15 protein-coding genes are annotated in these 17666 nt (G+C 67.2%); 8 read left to right on the forward strand and 7 right to left on the reverse strand.

Translation table 11 applies throughout. The features are described 5' to 3' along the window. Nucleotides 1–179: 179 nt before the first annotated feature. A complete protein-coding gene (locus H4W26_RS05000; RefSeq protein WP_192591015.1) occupies nt 180–422 on the forward strand; it encodes a helix-turn-helix domain-containing protein in 243 nt (80 codons plus the stop codon). 1 nt (nt 423) lies between these two features. Here H4W26_RS05000 and H4W26_RS05005 read toward each other — a convergent pair whose 3' ends face one another. Next, on the reverse strand, nt 424–957 hold the full coding sequence (locus tag H4W26_RS05005; protein WP_192591016.1) for a hypothetical protein: 534 nt from the start codon (nt 955–957) through the stop codon (nt 424–426). Nucleotides 958–1178: 221 nt separating this feature from the next. On the opposite strand from H4W26_RS05005, the gene H4W26_RS13995 reads away from it, so the two are divergent. Continuing rightward, a complete protein-coding gene (locus H4W26_RS13995; protein WP_192591017.1) occupies nt 1179–2015 on the forward strand; it encodes a LysM peptidoglycan-binding domain-containing protein in 837 nt (278 codons plus the stop codon). Nucleotides 2016–2112: 97 nt separating this feature from the next. Then, nucleotides 2113–2814, forward strand: coding sequence for an Rv3235 family protein (locus tag H4W26_RS05015; protein ID WP_192591018.1), 702 nt, complete (start codon nt 2113–2115; stop codon nt 2812–2814). Nucleotides 2815–2853: 39 nt separating this feature from the next. Here H4W26_RS05015 and secA read toward each other — a convergent pair whose 3' ends face one another. The 6 genes from secA to mtrA all read right to left on the reverse strand — a co-directional run bounded on the left by secA (nt 2854) and on the right by mtrA (nt 11880). Next, the gene (gene secA / locus H4W26_RS05020) at nt 2854–5466 is read right to left on the reverse strand and encodes a preprotein translocase subunit SecA (protein ID WP_192591019.1); all 2613 of its coding nucleotides are present in this window, start codon (nt 5464–5466) and stop codon (nt 2854–2856) included. A 188-nt stretch (nt 5467–5654) separates the two neighbouring features. Then, nucleotides 5655–6383, reverse strand: coding sequence for a ribosome hibernation-promoting factor, HPF/YfiA family (gene hpf / locus H4W26_RS05025; RefSeq protein ID WP_192591020.1), 729 nt, complete (start codon nt 6381–6383; stop codon nt 5655–5657). A 128-nt stretch (nt 6384–6511) separates the two neighbouring features. After that, nucleotides 6512–7396 (reverse strand): ComF family protein, encoded by an 885-nt coding sequence (locus H4W26_RS05030; protein ID WP_192591021.1) that lies wholly within the window; start codon nt 7394–7396, stop codon nt 6512–6514. Nucleotides 7397–7577: 181 nt separating this feature from the next. Beyond that, nucleotides 7578–9323: an LpqB family beta-propeller domain-containing protein gene (locus H4W26_RS05035; protein ID WP_192591022.1), complete on the reverse strand. Its 1746-nt coding sequence runs from the start codon at nt 9321–9323 to the stop codon at nt 7578–7580. Further along, nucleotides 9320–11098 carry an MtrAB system histidine kinase MtrB gene (gene mtrB / locus H4W26_RS13875; protein ID WP_318779773.1) on the reverse strand — a complete coding sequence of 593 codons (1779 nt, stop codon included), beginning with the start codon at nt 11096–11098 and terminating at the stop codon, nt 9320–9322. The genes H4W26_RS05035 and mtrB overlap by 4 nt, the downstream gene beginning before the upstream one ends. A gap of 92 nt (nt 11099–11190) precedes the next feature. Then, the gene (gene mtrA / locus H4W26_RS05045) at nt 11191–11880 is read right to left on the reverse strand and encodes an MtrAB system response regulator MtrA (RefSeq protein WP_192591023.1); all 690 of its coding nucleotides are present in this window, start codon (nt 11878–11880) and stop codon (nt 11191–11193) included. A 146-nt stretch (nt 11881–12026) separates the two neighbouring features. Here mtrA and H4W26_RS05050 point away from each other — a divergent pair, with 146 nt between their 5' ends. Genes H4W26_RS05050 through H4W26_RS05070 form a run of 5 tightly spaced genes read left to right on the forward strand, consistent with a single transcriptional unit; the run spans nt 12027 to nt 17574 of the window. After that, complete coding sequence (locus tag H4W26_RS05050; RefSeq protein WP_192591024.1) at nt 12027–13283, forward strand: hypothetical protein; 1257 nt, start codon at nt 12027–12029, stop codon at nt 13281–13283. Further along, nucleotides 13264–13908 (forward strand): DUF4129 domain-containing protein, encoded by a 645-nt coding sequence (locus tag H4W26_RS05055; RefSeq protein WP_192591025.1) that lies wholly within the window; start codon nt 13264–13266, stop codon nt 13906–13908. Before H4W26_RS05050 ends, H4W26_RS05055 begins: the two co-directional genes overlap by 20 nt. Continuing rightward, nucleotides 13905–15242, forward strand: coding sequence for a DUF4350 domain-containing protein (locus H4W26_RS05060; protein ID WP_192591026.1), 1338 nt, complete (start codon nt 13905–13907; stop codon nt 15240–15242). The genes H4W26_RS05055 and H4W26_RS05060 overlap by 4 nt, the downstream gene beginning before the upstream one ends. Further along, nucleotides 15235–16257 (forward strand): AAA family ATPase, encoded by a 1023-nt coding sequence (locus H4W26_RS05065; protein WP_192591027.1) that lies wholly within the window; start codon nt 15235–15237, stop codon nt 16255–16257. Before H4W26_RS05060 ends, H4W26_RS05065 begins: the two co-directional genes overlap by 8 nt. A 9-nt stretch (nt 16258–16266) precedes the next feature. Further along, nucleotides 16267–17574 carry a DUF58 domain-containing protein gene (locus tag H4W26_RS05070; RefSeq protein ID WP_192591028.1) on the forward strand — a complete coding sequence of 436 codons (1308 nt, stop codon included), beginning with the start codon at nt 16267–16269 and terminating at the stop codon, nt 17572–17574. Nucleotides 17575–17666 lie beyond the last annotated feature (92 nt).

The following is a 17666-nucleotide window of genomic DNA, read 5'->3' on the forward strand; positions in this document are numbered from 1 at the left end:
GCCCGGCATGGAACCGGTGAATGAAAAAATGTGGAGAGAAGGCGCAATTCCCGGGTGGGAATACCCGCCAGAGGCGCTGGCCGCTATGGGATGATGAATGAAACACCATCAAACGTCACCATCAAGTCCTGGACCCTTGAGGCCAGCGATCCACTTGCCCAGCACCACGGAGGATCACCATGCGTCGCTTTCTGACCCTGCCAGATGTGGCAGAAGCACTGAACATCTCGATGTCACAGACGCGCGCACTGATCAAGACCGGTGACCTCGAAGGAATTCAGATCGGCGGACGCGGCCAGTGGCGAGTCGAGGAGGCGAAGCTCGACGAGTACATCGAGCGGCAGTACGCCGCACAGCGCGCCTCGCGTGCCTCGGACTCCGCGACCCACTCGACGTCTGCCAGAGAGCCCTCCGACTCCTGACTCACCCGGGCTCCGCGCCCTGCTCCTCGCTCTGCAGCCAACAGATGGAGTGGAGCGGCAGCGTACGACGGGCAGCGGAGAAGGCTGCTGAGCCACGCGACTCGGACGCCGTGACATCGGCGATCTCCAGGAAGTCTCGACCGACGCCGGAGATCAGACCCTGCGCCAGGAGCCCCTCACTGCCCTGCACCTGAACCACCGAGCGGTCCCGGCTCAGCCGTCGAATCGGCTCCATGATTCCCAGGCGACGACGAGTCGCGCCAGCTTCCGCCCGAGCGGCAGATCGGTGCATCCCATCGACGGCGCGCAGAGCCGACAGCGGCACCAGCACGCTCTGCTGCGCCAGTGTCCCGGAGAGCCAGTCACTGCCGACGGCCCCGACGCGCACCGAGAGCCGGCGGTTCCCCGGCAGCACAAGACTCAGCTGCTGGCCCTGGTGGGCACGGAGACGGTCGGCCAGCTCCACCCGAGAGGACTCCAGGCGGGCGGCCTCGACGACGGCGGCGTCGAACTCCGCCTTCTGTGCTGCGTCCAACTGTGTTTGAAGATCAGCGAAAAGGGCGTCCCAGCGCATCACTGCCTCGTCTCCAGAACCGGCCGTCAGGTGCCCAGCGTACACACCCCGTGACTTGTGACTATTGACGACCCCGGGTCGCTGTGTACAATTCATCAATACCAAACGTTATCAAACGTCACTCAAAGAATCCCTCGGTGAACGTCGTGTCTCCACTTCCAGCACCATCACCCGCTCGGTCGGTGCGCCGACAGGCCCTCCTTGATCTGCTGTCGAGCGCGGCGATGATCGGCGGCGGTCCAGCCCTCTGGGCCTACAGCAACATCATTCTGAACAGCCGCCTCCCCTCCACCCGACCCGCGTCCTCCAGCACAGAAGGTCCGGGGACGGCCCTGATCGAAATCGTGGCCAGCACGTGGTCCAGCCTGGACCGGTCGGGGATGCACTCGGCGGAGGTGGTGATCGGGCTGCTCGCCGTCAGCGCCGGACTGCTGGGCTCGCTGCTCTCGGTGTTGGCCATGGGGGCATGTCTGTTTCAGGCTCTGGCCCGCCACCACGGAGCGGCTCGAGTCGAACATGTCTTGGCACGGCTGACCCCGGAGTCTCTCCAGCGAGCCGCAGCCCTCACGCTGGGCGCAGGTCTCGCCCTGTCCTCCACTGCAGCGGGCGCCTGGACGGGTCTGCCGAATCACACGGCAGGTCCACCGAGCCACGCAACACCCGCGGTCGTGCTGACCGCTGAGCCGAAAGACGCCAGTCTCGACACGGCCCTCTTCAGAGAAGGACCCGCAGAAGAGACACGAGAGAAGGAGACACCGATGTCCGGACTCTTCACGCCACGTCACCGGGGCTCGACACCGGACGTGAGACCTCCTCAGCAGGATTCGGGCTCCGGGGAGGAAGTTCTCGTGCGGCCAGGCGACACCCTCTGGGATATCGCGGCGGAGCATCTGGGCTCGGGCGCCACAGATTGGGAGATCGCTGAGAGCTGGCCGCGCTGGTACGAGGCGAACCGACACACGATCGGCGATGACCCCGGGCTCATCCAGCCCGGCATGAGCCTGCTCCCGCCCACCTGAGTCTCAGCACCTGCCCGTCCAGAGAGCCTGTACAGCGAGCCCTCTGACGCAGCCCGACACCTCAAGAACAGCCACCCCGTCCACCCAGGAGAACACCATGTCTGCCAGTCCTGCAGGTCAACAAGATTCGCCAGCACAGTCCGAGGCGCAGGAGGCGATCACGCTGCTGAGGACACTCCTCGACGCCGACCCGCTCCTGCGCGGTCAGACCACAGTCATACCGGCCCCACGACCCATGGGGCCCTCAGCGACCGGTCCGTCCGACCACGACCGCGCCAGGTACCGACTGCGGCGTGAGGACGAGGTGCCGGCCCTCATCCGACGACTCCGTGGCGATCCGCGCGGCGAGTCTCAGCCATCGAAGCCCACCGAGCCGCCGACGGCCCTGGCCACCTTTCGGGAGGAACGTCGACAGATCTGCGCCATCTCCAGGATCGTGTGCCAGGTGACCAGTGAAGTGCTCCTGGGGCTTCGGCCCGCGAACCAGTTGACTCGGTGGATGGATCTCGAAGTCCAGCAGAAGGTGCAGGAGCGTGCTGCAGTGCTGGCGGACGCGCGCCGGGGTCCTGCTGGCCACCGCACCCCTGCATCACCGCCTGAGCGGACTGGGGCTGACCGTGGCGCAACAGTGCCACGACCCCAGCCGCTGCGGTTCGGCACGGTCCGCGCACATCGAGCAGCCCGCGGCGCGTGGGAGGTCTCCGTGGTGTTCGGCGACGCCACACGCATCCGAGCCTGCGCCATGCGCCTGGAGGCGCACCGCCGTCGCTGGCGCGTGGTCGCCATGGAGCTCGGCTGAACCGCGAAGACCACCGACGCCCGGCGGCAGCGGCGGGAATCAGCCCTGAGTGGAAGTGGTGTCCTGGAGGCCGGGGACCCGAAGTCGCTTGCCTGCGGCGAACATGCGGCCGTCCTTGACTCCGGGGAGGTTGGGCGCCTTCGTCGCTGGTGCTGCCGCGGTGACCTCGGCGCTGAAGAGCAGTCGGACAGAGTCTTCTCGAACACTGTCCGCCATGGTCTGGAAGAGCAGGAAACCTTCGCGCTGGTACTCGACCAGCGGATCGCGCTGCGCCATCGAGCGCAGGCCGATGCCGGACTTGAGGTAGTCCATCTCGTAGAGATGCTCCTGCCACTTCTCGTCGATGACGGTCAGCAGCACGCGGCGCTCGAGCTGGCGAATGGCGGTCTCGCCGATCTCCTGGGCCTTCTTCTCGTAGGCGATCTTGGCGTCGGAGATGAGCTCGCGCTTGAGCATCTTCACGCTGAGCTGATCGATGCCGCCGGCCTCCTCGACCAGGTCCTCGATGCTCAGTGACACCGGGTACAGGGACTTCAGCTCTTCCCAGAGCGTCTCGAGGTCCCAGTCCTCGGAGGAATTGGCGGTGGTCTTCTCCTCGACCATGAGGGTCACGGCGTCCTCGATGAAGTGCTGGACCTTCTCGTGGACGTCGTCGCCTTCGAGGATGCGACGGCGGTCCGAGTAGATCGCCTGGCGCTGGCGGTTCATCACATCGTCGTACTTGAGCACGTTCTTGCGCGTCTCGGTGTTCTGCCCCTCGCGCTGCTGCTGGGCGTTGGCGATCGCCGAGGACACGAACTTGTGCTCCACCGGGATCTCGTCGTCCATCGCCTTGGAGTTCATGATGCGGGCGGCAGCCGCCTGGTTGAACAGGCGCATCAGATCATCGGTGAGGGAGATGTAGAACCGGGATTCGCCGGGGTCCCCCTGGCGGCCGGAGCGACCACGCAGCTGGTTGTCGATGCGGCGGGACTGGTGGCGCTCGGTGCCGAGCACGTAGAGCCCGCCCAGCTCGCGGACCTGGTCACCCTCGGCCTTGGTCTCGGCCTTGGCCTTGCCGAAGACCTCGTCCCACTTGGCCTCGTAGGCCTCGCCGTCCTCCACCGGATCCAGACCCAGCTTCTCCATCTCGCGGACGGCGTTGAACTCAGCGTTGCCGCCGAGCATGATGTCGGTGCCTCGACCGGCCATGTTGGTGGCCACGGTGACCGCGCCCTTGCGCCCGGCCTGGGCCACGATGGCCGCCTCGTGCTCGTGGTTCTTCGCGTTGAGCACCTCGTGGCGGATGCCGGCCTTGGCGAGCTTCTTGGAGAGGTACTCCGACTTCTCCACGGACTCGCTGCCCACAAGGATGGGCTGGCCCTTCTCATGGCGCTCGATGATGTCCTTGAGGACCGCATCGAACTTCACGACCTCGTTCTTGTAGACGAGGTCGTTGTGGTCGATGCGCTGCAGCGGCCGGTTCGAGGGGATCGGGACCACGCCGAGCTTGTACGTGGACATGAACTCCCCGGCCTCGGTCTCGGCCGTGCCGGTCATGCCGGAGATCTTCGCGTAGCTGCGGAAGTAGTTCTGCAGGGTGACCGTGGCCCGGGTCTGGCTCTCGGGCTTGATCCGGACCTGCTCCTTGGCCTCGATCGCCTGATGCAGACCCTCGTTGTAGCGGCGACCCTTCAGGATGCGACCGGTGTGCTCATCGACGATGTGCACCTCACCCTCGGCCACCACGTAGTCGGTGTCGCGCTTGAAGAGCTCTTTGGCCTTGATCGCGTTGTTCAGGTACTGGATCAGGGTGGTGTTCTGCGTCTCGTAGAGGTTCTCGATGCCGAGGTAGTCCTCGACCTTGTCGATCCCGGACTCGAGCACACCGATGGTGCGCTTCTTCTCGTCGACCTCGTAGTCCTCGTCGATGGTCAGCTTCTTCACGAGTGTCGCGAAGTCGGTGTACCAGCGGGAGATGTCTCCGGAGGCCGCACCCGAGATGATCAGCGGCGTACGAGCCTCGTCGATGAGGATCGAGTCGATCTCGTCGATGATGGCGTAGTGATGCTCGCGCTGCACCAGGTCATCCAGTGACTGGGCCATGTTGTCGCGCAGGAAGTCGAAGCCGAACTCATTGTTCGTGCCATAGGTGATGTCGGCGGCGTAGGCCTCGCGGCGCTCCGCGGGCGACATGTCATTGGTGATGATGCCGACGTCCAGGCCCAGGAAGCGGTGCACTCGGCCCATCAGCTCGGCCTGGTACTTGGCCAGGTAGTCGTTCACCGTGACCACGTGGACGCCCTTGCCGGTGAGCGCATTGAGGTAGGCCGGTGCCGTGGCGACCAGGGTCTTGCCCTCGCCGGTGCCCATCTCGGCGATGTCGCCGAGGTGCAGGGCCGCGCCGCCCATCAGCTGGACGTCGTAATGGCGCTGACCGAGTGTCCGGTCTGCCGCCTCACGCACCGTCGCGAAGGCCTCCGGGAGCAGCGAGTTCAGCGACTCGCCGTCGCGCAGACGCTCACGGAAGCGTTCAGTCTCGGCGCGCAGCTCGGCGTCGCTGAGTTCCTTGAACTCGTCCTCCAGGAGGTTGACCGCGTCCGCATAGGCGCGCAGAGTCCTCAGGACCTTCTTATCCCCAGTCTTGAGGATTCGTTCAAGCAGAGTGGGCACAGCCAGTTCTCCATCGGTGTCTACTGGTACGGCAGGGATTCACGTCGGACATGAAACGCCAGCAACAAGTCTACGCGCTCACTCCCACCCACACGTGAGCGGCGGATTCTCCGACCATATGGGGCTCATCTCCGCATGAGATGCCCCGAGAATCCGCCGCTCGACGCTGGGGTGGGGTGGTGAACAGCTCAGACGGCGTCGGCGTAGTGCGCCGGTGCGCCGTTGTCGGCGTGGTAGTCGCGCTCCTCCACCACCGGAGCCTCGGCTCCGTCGGAGTGCTCGTCCAGCGAGATCACGCCGTAGGTCCATCCGCGGCGGCGATACACGGCCGAAGGCTGACCGGTCTCCGCATCCACGAACAGGTAGAAGTCGTGCCCGACCAGCTCCATGGCGTCCACCGCGGCATCCACGCTGACCGGCCGTGCAGGGAACACCTTGCGCCGGATCTTGACCGTGGACTGCGACTCGGCCTCTTCCTCGGTGGGCGGCACGTCATCGGCCTGCTCCGCGTCGAGGACCTGCTCGTAGAGCGGCCGGTCGGTGGCAGCCGGAGCGACGCTCGCCATGGCGGCGGCGACGTCGGGGGCCCCATTATGGGAGGCGTGGGCGCGGGACTTCTTCTTGTCCCTGGTGCGCCGCAGACGCTCGGTGAGCTTGTTGATGGCGATCTCAAAGGCGGCGAACTTGTCCCCCGCCTGCGCCTCGGAACGAATGACCTTGCCGCGTCCGATGACCGTCAGCTCAACGGTGATGCTGGTATCGGCTCGGCGGTGGGAATTCTCGCTGGAAACCTTGATCTCAAGGCGGTGTCCCTTATCAGCGAGCTGCTCGATCTTGCCGAGCTTCTCTTCGACGTGCTCCTTGAAAGTGGAGGGGATCGCGATATTTCGGCCAGTGTAGTTGACCTGCAGAGTCATTCTGTCCTCCTCGTATCCGATGTCAGACGCAACGGTGACGGGAGTGCTGTTCCCCTCGCCGTCGCGATGGGACCGTATCGAAGTACCCATACCTCAGACTAGATGCACGAAGCGATTCACGTCACCCTTTATGCGTCGGGCGAAGCGCTCACCAGCAGAAACTCGTCCTCAGCACCGGGTGACGGGGTGGCAGCAATCACGGCGGCCCCGTGGACCGCGGCGCCTGCCGCGTCGAGCACCCGGTAGAGCTCCCCCAGCGTGGAACCGCTGGTGAGCACGTCATCGAGGAGCAGGACATCGGCGCCCGGAAGCATGCGAGCACCGTGAGCGGTGATCTCGAACGAACCACCGAGGGAACGACGCCGGGCGCGAGCCCCACGGGACTTCTGTCTGCCTCCATGTGGAGCCAGGGACCGCAGCGACGCCTGCTTCGACTGCCGGATCACCCCGGGCGCATAGACGAGCTGCCGATGCCCGCACAGGATTCCCCCACCGGGAGACGCCAGAACGTGGCGGAGCAGCAGCTGCAGCGGATCGAATCCGCGGCTGAGCCGAGATTTCAGCGACGGCGGCGGAGTCACCACCGTCCAGACGGCGGGTCCCGTGCCGCGTGTTCCAGGTGCGGCCCGCTCGAGCGCGAGCTCCAGTGAACGCCGCAGCCCCGGTGCGAGGTGCCCGGCCAGCGTGATCGAGCCATGATCCTTGAACGCCAGCAGAGCACGCGAGAGCAGGCCCTCGTATCGGCCTGCCGCGGCGACCGGAAGGACCAGAACCTCCTCCCCCTGAAAGAGCAGCGGCAGAGCCAGCGCCTGCTGCTCCGCCGGGAACGGGGCGCGGGTCAGCGCATGGAGGTCTTCGGAACAGGCGAGGCAGAACACCGTGTCCTCGGCACCGCAGCCGTGGCACCAGGTGGGGCTGAGCAGGCCCAAAGCAGCGTTGAGCGCGGAACGCGCCGACCGACCGGCGGCGGAGAACCAGGCTCGGTCCGCAGAACCCGCAAGACCACGAAGCATGTTCACAGCGTGGACGGGCCATGCCCTGCGTCCGACCAAGAGGCTGCAGCTGTGGAGATCAGAAGGCACCCTGGATTCGGCACCCACCCTGGGGAAGACCGAACATCGGGAAGACCCCGCACAGCGCGGGGCGCAGCGCTCGTGCCGCCGCACTCATACCGCCGAACCCCGTGGCTCGGGATCAGCCGGGGTACGCCAGGTCCCGAATCTCGATCTCCTCGTTCGCCACCCAGGCGTCAGTGGCAAGATTCTGGAAGGGCACATCCACCGTCTCTGCGAAAATGATGTCCTGACCCTCGCCCACTGAGACGTTCAACAGTCCCAGCAGCGCAGGGTCCACCCGATTGCCCCCGGTGAGCGTCACCCTTTCGGGGGTCATCGGCTCTTCCTCGGAGCTGGCCCACACGTAGAGTGCGTCCGGGCCCTGCCAGCGGACCTCCTCGAGCTCCACAGAGGTCTGCACGCGCATCGGCTGGCCGAGGCCCTGCGGGGCGCCGGCCGAATCGCGGATGACGCCTGCCACATAGAGCCCACGTTCGCCGTCGTCATCCAGAACCATGGCCGCCCGGGCGCCATCCTGTGCGATGCGCAGCGAGGTGATGGTCCGGCTTGCCAGCCAGTCGACGCTGACCTCTGCGCGACTCGGCTCGAGGGACTCGTCATAGGCCACGGCGTGGACGGCCGCTTCGCCCCCGGACTCCGAGGCGACCCAGGTCCAGCCGAAGTTGTCCATCGACGGCCGAGTGAGGTTCTCCTCCTCCAGCACGAGATCGGGCTCTCGGTTGGGGCGCAGATGATAGAGCTCCTCTGCGTCGCCGTCGAGGAAGGCGAAGACGTCGTCATCGGCATCATTGGGCACGGCAGGATCCTGCGGGTCAAGGTCCGAGATGTCGGGCAGACTGCCAACGGACAGGGTGACCTGGTCATTCTGCCGTCGCAGCTGCCCGTCGACAATGCCGACCTGAGTGGACTCCACCTGCGGCGAGGCATTGATGTCCAGCCGGTCCTCCTCCGGGAGGTCATCCTCCACGGGAATCTCCAGCTCGCGCTGTTCCACCGTGAGCGCGACCTCCTCGATGCTGGTGAGTGATCCCAGCGCCAGGCTCAGCTGCTCCTGCATCAGCGCCCGTTCAGCGGGTTCGGCATCCGCCACGCCCTCGGCCGCCAGGTCCACCGCGGCGGTGCCTTCAGACACCGGCACCGAGGCGCGATGGAGCTCAGCGCCTTCGGGGAAGGCCGAGACCACGGCGGGCTCCAGGTAGGGAGCCGGTCCTTCGAGCAGCCCGGCGACGATCGCGGAGGAGATGCCCGGGCGGTTGAGGAACCAGCGCTGATCCGGCACCGCATAGCGCAGCTGCGGATCAAAATAATACAGCGTGTGCGGCCGGAACACCTGGTCCAGGGTGCCTGCAGGCAGCATCGTCCCGTCGGGCGCATCGGTGATGCGCCACTGGCCCTCGATCTGCTCCAACGTGAAGTCCAGGCTCTCCGTGGAGCGTTCTGGAAGACGGGTCCGGATGCCGCTGGAGTCGATGATCGACTCCACCGAAAGCTGGACGTTCCGGGTGTTATCCCCAGAGAACTGGTTGGGGAACCCATCCTCGGTGTAGACGACAGTGCGCGCGTCAGGCCGCCACTCTCTCGCTGCCTCGGGCGCCATGAACTCTCTCGCCACGGCGTAGTCGTCCTGGGGGCCAGCGCCGGCGAGGATGAATCCATCGACGATCTCCTCCCGTGAGGCGTCCGGCTGCGGCGAGTCCGGAACAGTGGAGTAGTTGAATCCGCGATCGGCATCGGGAGCCGAGGTCCCCACTGGACCGTCGGTGGGCAGCATCGGAGAACACGCGCCGAGCACCATGATCAGCGCCGTCATGAGAGCCAGCAGACGAGCAGGGGTGTGGATACGCGTGGAGGAACGATGACTCATGACTCCTCCTTGTGCTGATAGAGCGCCTGCTCGTTGATCCGGTCATGTTCAGGGTCGCCCGTCGTGGTGGTCAGCGGGATGGCCTCGATGCGGTGCCGGTCAGAGGCGCGGTAGACCGGTGGAAGGGCCATGGGTGAGGCGCGGTAGGGCACGCTCTGCCGCTTCGGGAGCACGAGTCGGAAGCAGGACCCCTGGCCCTTCTGGCCCCAGGCGTCCAGGGCCCCCTGGTGAAGACGCGTGTCCTCGGTGGCGATGGACAGACCGAGCCCCGAGCCGCCGGTGGTGCGCGCCCGGGCCGGGTCGGCGCGCCAGAAGCGGTCGAAGACGTGGGCCACCTCGGAGGGGCTCATGCCGATGCCGTGGTCGCGCACCGAGATGCCGACGGCGGTCGGGCTGGAGGCGATGATGAGATCCACCGGCCGAGCCTCAGCATGCTCGATGGCGTTGTTCACCAGGTTTCGCAGGATTCGGCTGATCCGGCGTGCATCCACCTCGGCCAGGAAGTTCTCCCCCTGGATCACCAGCCCCAGTGGCGTGTGCGAGCCCTCCGCGAGAGGCTTCGAGCTCACCAGCACCTCGCGAGAGAGGGCCAGCAGGTCCACCTCCGCCGTGGCCAGTTCAGCGGCTCCGGCGTCGAAGCGCGACATCTCCAGCAGATCCGAGAGCAGCGCCTGGAATCGCTCGACCTGGTGATAGAGCAGCTCGGCGGAGCGCTGGTTGATGGGATCGAAGTCATCGCGTGATTCATGCAGCACTTCAGCGGCCATCCGCACGGTGGTCAGCGGTGTTCGCAGCTCGTGGGAGACATCGGAGACGAAGCGCTGCTGCATCTTGGAGAGATTCGCCAGCCGAGTGATCTGCTCCTGCAGATTCGAGGCCATGCGGTTGAAGGAGAGCCCCAGTCGGGCGATCTCATCCTCTCCCCGCACTGCGAGACGCTGATCGAGCTGGCCATCGGCGATGCGCTCCGAGACCTCTGCCGCCTGCGAGACCGGGCGCACTACTGAACGTGCCACCCAGGCGGCGATGGCCATGTTGATCAGCAGGATCGCCACTCCTGCGGCCAGCATGGTGCGGAAGACGAAGGACACGTTCTCCTGGACCGGGGAGAAGTCGTAGACGAAGTAGAGCGCGTAGGGGTTGCCCTGCACATCCACCTGGGTGCCGAAGGCGACCCCGGGCGCCACGCCGGCGCTCTCCTCGTCCTGGAGGGCCACCGCCTGCCAGTACTGACCCTGGCCCTCAGCGATGGCGTCACGCAGTTCCGGTGAGATCTCGGTGTCGAGGGATTCATTGGTGGAGATGCCAGCTACGGAGAGGTTCTCTCCGCTCTCCAGGGGTGTGAGCACGGTGTCGCGCCGGATGTCTGCGCCGCTGTCACCCACATCTTCGAGGATGGCAGCGATGTCCTGCTGCGCCTCCGAACGGCTTCCGGTGTTCAGCGCGGAGATGTTGCTTCGCACCTCCTCGAGGCCAGCCGTAGCCTCGCGCTCCGCCTGGTCAAAGCGCTCCTGGAAGAGGCCGGAGGTGACCTGCTGCACCAGGAAGGCCGCCACTGCGAGCGTGCTGATCATGGTCAGCAGACCCGTGAAGAAGACCGCACGGATCAGCAGCGAACGCGCCCAGATCCTGGGAAACTCCGTGACCCGACGAACGCCGTGCATGAGCCTGCCCCGGTCAGCCCCCGACGCGTCAGTCTCTGCACGCCCGGCCGCTGCGCTGGTGCCGCCGCTTTCGGCCTTGGCGTCCTGGTCACCGGACTGGGGAGGCCTCACCCGGTCACGGATGACCGGAATGCTGCCCGTCGAAGCCGCTGAGGCTCGGGAAGCGAGGTGTTCTGTGGAGTTCTCCGACTCAGGAGGAATGACTACCCCTGCCCTCCGGCCTTATAGCCCACGCCGCGCACGGTCTGTACGATCTCGGGGTTCTCCGGATCCTTCTCGATCTTGGAACGAAGTCGCTGCACGTGGACGTTGACCAGACGAGTATCGGCCTGGTGGCGGTAGCCCCAGACCTCCTCGAGGAGCATCTCCCGGTTCCACACCTGCCAGGGCTTCTTCGCCAGGGCGGTGAGAAGGTCGAACTCCAGCGGGGTGAGCGAGATGCGGCTCTCGCCGCGGCGCACCTCGTGGCCGGCGACGTCGATGCTGAGGTCACCGATGGAGAGCGTCTCCCCCTCCGGTCGGGCGCCGTGATCGGCCGGACGCAGTCGGGCACGTACGCGGGCGACCAGCTCGGCAGGCTTGAACGGCTTGGGGACGTAGTCGTCTGCACCGGCTTCAAGTCCGCGGACGACGTCGGCGGTGTCAGATTTGGCGGTCAGCATGATCACCGGCGTGTCCGCCTCATCCCGGATCTCGCGACACACCTCGATGCCGTCCTTGCCGGGCAGCATCAGGTCCAGCAGGACGACATCGGGCTTGGAGCTGTGGAAGGTCTCCAGGGCGTCATCGCCGTTGAAGCAGAACGTCGGCTCGAATCCTTCATTGCGCAGCACAATGCCGATCATCTCGGCCAACGCTTCGTCGTCATCGACGACCAGGATCCTGGCTTTCATCTGCTCTCCGTCCATTGAGGTCCTGCGGCACAGTCCCTCCCGCGCACAGGTTGGTGCGCGTTTCCACGCTGCACCGCGTTCAGGATATATGAGAGCGGTAGGCTGGGCGCGGAGGGCACTCGCGCAGGCGCGCTTGAGGAGGGGCAATGATCCGCACGGCGGCGACACACCGTGGTGCTCGGCGTCAGTCGAGCACCACTTCTTCGTGGTCCGCTCCGAGCGGGCCCGAGGATCCACCCGAAGCGGAGCCGCTGAGTCCGGGGCGCGTCTTCCCGCTGCGCCGAATGGTCGCCGATGAGCTCTTCAGCGCCGCTGTGGCGGTGATCAGGCGCTCCCCGCGTGCAGTGCTCGGCGTCCCGTTCCTGGCTGGTCTGCTGAACTTCGGCTTCACGCTCGCGCTGATGGTGCTGTTGCCCTCATCCTCCTTCATGCGCATGCTCACCGATCCCTCCGCATTCGAGGATCCGGACCTCGCCCTGGGCATAGCCGCCGACACCGCATTCATCTGGCTCACACTCGCCAGCGGAATGCTGACCTCGCTGGTGCTCACGGCGGCTGCGGCCTATATGGTCCTCCCGACGCTGCGCGCCGCCTACGGTCTGCGCACCTCGATGGCGCAGACCATGCGACTTCGATGGGGCAGGCTCGGCCCCGTGGTGGTCAACCTGATCGTGCTCGGCCTGCTGCTGAGCATCTTCACGCTGCCGGTGATCGTCGTCGCTGTGCTGCTGCTGGTCATCACGCTGTTCATCGGCGCCGTGGTCGTCTTCCCCGCGCTCTTCCTCGCGCTGTGCTGGGTCACGGCGGCGGTCATGTACTCCCCCGCCGCGGTGATCGTGGAACGGCTGGGTCCGCTGGCTGCGATCGCGCGGTCCTGGCGTCTCAACCGGGGCCGCTGGTGGAGGAACATCGGGCTGGTGGCGCTGCTCTACGTGATCCTGGGCATCGTGTTCACCATCGCCTCCGCCCCACTGATGATCACCGTGGCCGCCGCCGACATCCTGCAGGGATCGGCGCTGCCCCCCGCTTCCGGCGAATGGGCCTCGTTCCTGGTCTTCGCGCTCACCGAGCTCTACGGCACCGTGGTGACCACGCTGTTCATCGGTGTCGTCGGGACCGTGGTCGCTCTGATGTACCTCAACGCCAGAATCCGGCAGGAGGCTCTGGACGTGACGCTGCTCGCCGCCGCGGAGGCGCCGAACCGGCGGGAGCAGAACGCGGAGGACCGCCTGGTGCCGGGGTCCATCGAGCACCTTCGCGAGCATTTCCAGCAGACCTCTGCTCCGCACCAGAGCACCCCGCCAGGCTCGTCGACGCATCCGGCCACCCTGCCAGGCTCTCCCCAGCACCCAGCCACCCAGTCCCCTCAGGGGGTGGATCAGCATGCAGCCGGAACGCGATGAGGCCAGACGGCTGCTCGAGGAGGAGCTGAGCCACCCGCGCTACCAGCGCGACGCGACGGGTCCGCTGCGCGAGGCCGCCGACCGGTTCTTCGCCTGGTTGGACCAGATGCAGCTGAACCTGGGGCCGGTGGAGCTTCCACTGGGCCCCATCCTGTTGCTGGTCCTGCTGCTGGCCGCAGTGATCCTCTGCATCGTGCTCGTGCGCCCGCGGCTGCAGCGCGGCGCAGAGGCCGAGGAGCTGAGCCTCAGCCCGGCGGGCGTCACCGCCGGGGCGCTGCGCGAGCGGGCAGAGGCTCACGCCGCCGTCGGCCGCTTCGATGAGGCCTGCCGCGAGCGCTTCCGCGCGATCATCCGCGCCGCCGAGGAGCGCCAGGATCTCGCGGAACAGGCCGGACGCACCGCCACCGAGGCAGGTCAGGCACTGGCGCGGGTCCACTCGGACGAGGCCGCAGCCGCAGTGCGCGCCGCGGAGCTGTTCAACTACTCCCGCTACGGCGGCCGGTCCCTGCAGCGAGCCGACTACGACACGCTGCTCGCCTTCGACCAGCGCCTCGAGCAGTCGTCGGGTCCACGTCCCGGGCAGCTCTCGGGAGAGCACCGTGACGAACAGGCGGTGAGCAGATGACGACGGCGACGCTGGGCTCCGCAGTGCGCTCAGGCTTCCAGCGCTGGCAGTTCTGGCTGCTGCTGCTGGTGCTCGGTCTGCTCTCCGTGATGCTGGTCCAGGCCATGGCAGAGGAGGACATGGACCGCTACGGCCTGGAGAACACCTCATTGGACGGCTACGCCGCACTGGCACAGGTCTTGGCGGACCAGGGTGTGACCCTGCACCCAGCCGCTTCCGCGCAGACCGCCGAGGAGCTGATGCAGGAGCACCCCGAGGCCGCGCTGGTGGTCCTCTCCCGCGGAGACGTCCCGGATGAGGAATTCCTGGCGCAGCTGCGCGAAGGCTCGGACCGGCCGGTGGTGCTGCTGGATGAATCCGCACAGCTGGTCAGCGCCCTGTTTCTCGAAGGAGAGGTCAGCTACGCCGGGGCTCATGCAGGCGGCGGCCCCGCGGAGGAGGCAACACTGGACGCAGGTGAGCAATGTCCCCTGCCCGGTGCGGTCGATGCGCGAGACCTGCGCGCTCCGGGAGCACTCTTCTACAGCGAAGATCCCGGATGCTTCACCGGCTTCGAGGACGGCGCGGGCCCAGCCCAAGCTCTTGTGGAGACCCCGGCCGGCCTGCTCTTCGGCGCCCCTGAGGCTTTCAGCAATCACGACATCACCGAGGCCGGCAACGCCGCCCTGGCGCTCGCCCTGTTCGGCGAGCGCGAGGACCTCATCTGGTACACCCCGATGGGCCTGGACGCGATGGGCGCCGAGGGCTGGGCCTCCCCCGTTGATCTGCTTCCCGGCTGGGTGATTCCACTGGCCTGGTGGTTGCTGCTGTGCGCCCTCGTGCTGATGCTCGTGGTGGGACGGCGTCCGGGCCCCGTGGTCGGTGAACCTTTGCCGGTCCGGGTTCCCGGCGCGGAGACGGCCGAGGGACGCGGTCGCATGTATCAGAGCGCCAATGCGGTGGAGGCCTCGGCGCAGACTTTGCGCAGCGCGCACCTGATCCGACTCGCCCGGCTGCTCCGGCTGGGCTCCGCTCCCGACGAATCAAGCGTCCTGGAGGCAGCCGCGCGGCAGGTGCGTCGTGATCCCGCCGAGGTGGCAGGGCTCTTCGCCCAGCGTCCGCGCAACAACGCCGAACTGGTGGGCTATGCCCAGGCGCTGGCGAGCTTGGAGCAGGACGCCGAGCGCGCAGTGCTCACTGTGCACACCCGGGCCCGCAACGTGCCCGCCCAGCCCGACCACCCACCAGGGCCAGCGTCGGATTCACCAGCAGACCTCCGGTCGGACGTCCAGCAGAATCCACCCCCGAACACCCAGCCCGACTCTCAGCAAGGGAAGAACCGCAGCAATGACTGAACCTCACAACGGCTCCCAGCACATCCAGGAAAACTCCGCGCCCACAGGAGCGTCAGCGCAGGGGCAGCACCAGCTCCGCGAAAAGTTTCAGCAGGTCCGCGTCGAGGTGGCCAAGGCCGTGGTCGGTCAGGACACGGCGGTGACCAGCGTGCTGATCGGACTCCTGGTGCGCGGCCACGTGCTGCTCGAGGGCGTCCCCGGGGTGGCCAAGACCCTGCTCGTGCGCGCGATCTCAGCCTCGCTGAGCCTGGACACCGCTCGGGTCCAGTTCACCCCGGACCTGATGCCCGGTGACGTCACCGGCTCCCTGGTCTATGACTCCACGACGGGAGACTTCAGCTTCCGCGAAGGCCCGGTCTTCACCAACCTGATGCTGGCCGATGAGATCAACCGCACGCCGCCGAAGACGCAGGCCTCGCTGCTCGAGGCCATGGAGGAGCGTCAGGTCTCGGTGGACGGGATCAGCCGCCCGCTGCCGGATCCCTTCCTGGTGGCCGCCACACAGAACCCCATCGAATACGAGGGCACCTACCCGCTGCCAGAGGCGCAGCTGGACCGCTTCCTGCTGAAGGTCCACCTGGACCTGCCCCAGCGCGGCGAGGAGATCGAGGTCATTCGCCGCCACGCCGCAGGCTTCAACCCCTCAGACCTCGCCGGCGCCGGAGTCACCCCCGTGGCAGGTGCCGCCGATGTGATCGCAGCCCGGGCCCAGGTCAGTCAGGTCTCGATCGCGCCCGAGGTGCTCGCCTACGTCGTCGATCTCGCCCGGGCCACACGGGAGACCCCGAGCTTCCAGCTGGGCGTCTCCCCGCGCGGCGCCACGGCTCTGATGAACGCCTCCCGCGCCTGGGCCTGGCTCTCCGGACGAGATTTCATCACCCCTGATGACATCAAGGCGCTCGCCCCGGCCTGCCTGCGCCACCGCGTAACGCTGCGCCCCGAGGCCGCGATGGACGGGGTGAGCATCGATGATGTGCTGCAGTCCATCCTGGCCACCGTCCCGGTTCCTCGCTGAGGGATCCCGATGGTGCTGACCCGACGGTTCCTCTACCTGACGCTGGGACTCAGCGCCGTCGTCGTCGTGCTGCCCGGGTGGGAGGCTCTGCTCGGCTGCGCAGTGCTGCTGATCCTGCTCGCGGCGCTCGACATGGCGCTGGCAGGTTCGCCGCGCCGCGTCCGCGTGGAACGGCTGCCGAGCACCCCGGTGCGGCTCGGACAGCCGACGACGGCGAGCACCGCGCTGCACCACCACGGCTCGCGTCGGCTGCGCGGGCAGGTCAAGGACGGGTGGCAGCCCTCCGCCGGAGCGCGCCGACCGATCACCTCCGTGGACCTGGGCCCGGGGCGGAGTAGCCGGATCGAGACCGCGCTGCGACCCTCGCGCCGCGGAGATCTGCACAGCGAGCACCTGAGCCTGCGCTCGATCGGACCCATGGGTCTGGCCGGGCGTCAGGTGGTCCATCGGGTGCCGCACACCCTGCGCGTGCTGCCGCCGTTCCACTCCCGTCGGCACCTGCCTTCGAAGCTGCAGCGGCTGCGCGAGCTCGACGGCGCCACCGCGGTGCAGATCCGCGGCGCGGGACACGAGTTCGATTCGCTGCGGGACTATGTGCGCGGCGATGATGTCCGCTCCATCGACTGGCGCGCCACCGCACGCCGGCAGTCCTCACAGGGTCAGCACTTGGTGGTGCGGACCTGGCGTCCCGAACGGGATCGCCGGGTGATCCTCGCCCTGGACTCCTCCCGCACCTCCGCGGTGCGGATCGAGGACGAGCCACGCCTGGACTCGGGGATGGAGGCGGCCCTGCTGCTCGGCGCGCTGGCCTCCGGAGCCGGCGATCGGGTGGACTTCTTCGCCTTCGACCGCGGGCTGAGCGGGCAGGCTCGCTCTGGGATGCGCGGGGACCTGCTGCACCGGATGGCCGATGCGATGTCTGGGGTCCAGCCGCAGCTGGTCGAGGCGGACTTCTCTCAGCTCCCGGCCCAGGTGCGGGCGATCTCCGCTCAGCGCAGCCTGCTGGTGGTGCTGACCTCGCTAGACTCCGGTTCCCTGGAAGAGGGACTTCTGCCGGTGCTGCCGGCGCTTGTGCAGCGGCACCTCGTTGTCCTGGCCGCGGTGCGCGATCCCGAACTCGACCGGCGAGCCCACGCACGAGAGACCACCAGCGAGGTCTACCGGGCAGCGGCCGCGGAACGCGCACTGATCGAGAAGGAGGCGCTGCGTCGGCAGCTGAGCTCGCTCGGTGTGGAAGTCGTCGAAGCCACCCCGCACCAGCTGCCGCCCCAGCTCGCCGACACCTACATCCGTCTCAAGGCGTCCGGACGGCTCTGAGCTGCTCTGGCGGGCTCTGAGCTGCCCCTGCTGGTTGTCACCTGCTCCGGGCGGTTCTGAGACAGTCCTGACCGGCGGGAATGCGCTGACCC

Source organism: Nesterenkonia halotolerans, assembly GCF_014874065.1.
GTDB classification, from domain to species: Bacteria; Actinomycetota; Actinomycetes; order Actinomycetales; family Micrococcaceae; genus Nesterenkonia; species Nesterenkonia halotolerans.

Coding starts and splice junctions, on each gene's coding strand:
- H4W26_RS05000 (WP_192591015.1), top strand. CDS start 180: ATGCGTCGCTTTCTGACCCTGCCAGATGTGGCAGAAGCACTGAACATC.
- H4W26_RS05015 (WP_192591018.1), top strand. CDS start 2,113: ATGTCTGCCAGTCCTGCAGGTCAACAAGATTCGCCAGCACAGTCCGAG.
- hpf (WP_192591020.1), bottom strand. CDS start 6,383: ATGACTCTGCAGGTCAACTACACTGGCCGAAATATCGCGATCCCCTCC.
- H4W26_RS05030 (WP_192591021.1), bottom strand. CDS start 7,396: ATGCTTCGTGGTCTTGCGGGTTCTGCGGACCGAGCCTGGTTCTCCGCC.
- H4W26_RS05035 (WP_192591022.1), bottom strand. CDS start 9,323: ATGAGTCATCGTTCCTCCACGCGTATCCACACCCCTGCTCGTCTGCTG.
- mtrA (WP_192591023.1), bottom strand. CDS start 11,880: ATGAAAGCCAGGATCCTGGTCGTCGATGACGACGAAGCGTTGGCCGAG.
- H4W26_RS05050 (WP_192591024.1), top strand. CDS start 12,027: ATGATCCGCACGGCGGCGACACACCGTGGTGCTCGGCGTCAGTCGAGC.
- H4W26_RS05055 (WP_192591025.1), top strand. CDS start 13,264: ATGCAGCCGGAACGCGATGAGGCCAGACGGCTGCTCGAGGAGGAGCTG.
- H4W26_RS05060 (WP_192591026.1), top strand. CDS start 13,905: ATGACGACGGCGACGCTGGGCTCCGCAGTGCGCTCAGGCTTCCAGCGC.
- H4W26_RS05065 (WP_192591027.1), top strand. CDS start 15,235: ATGACTGAACCTCACAACGGCTCCCAGCACATCCAGGAAAACTCCGCG.
- H4W26_RS05070 (WP_192591028.1), top strand. CDS start 16,267: ATGGTGCTGACCCGACGGTTCCTCTACCTGACGCTGGGACTCAGCGCC.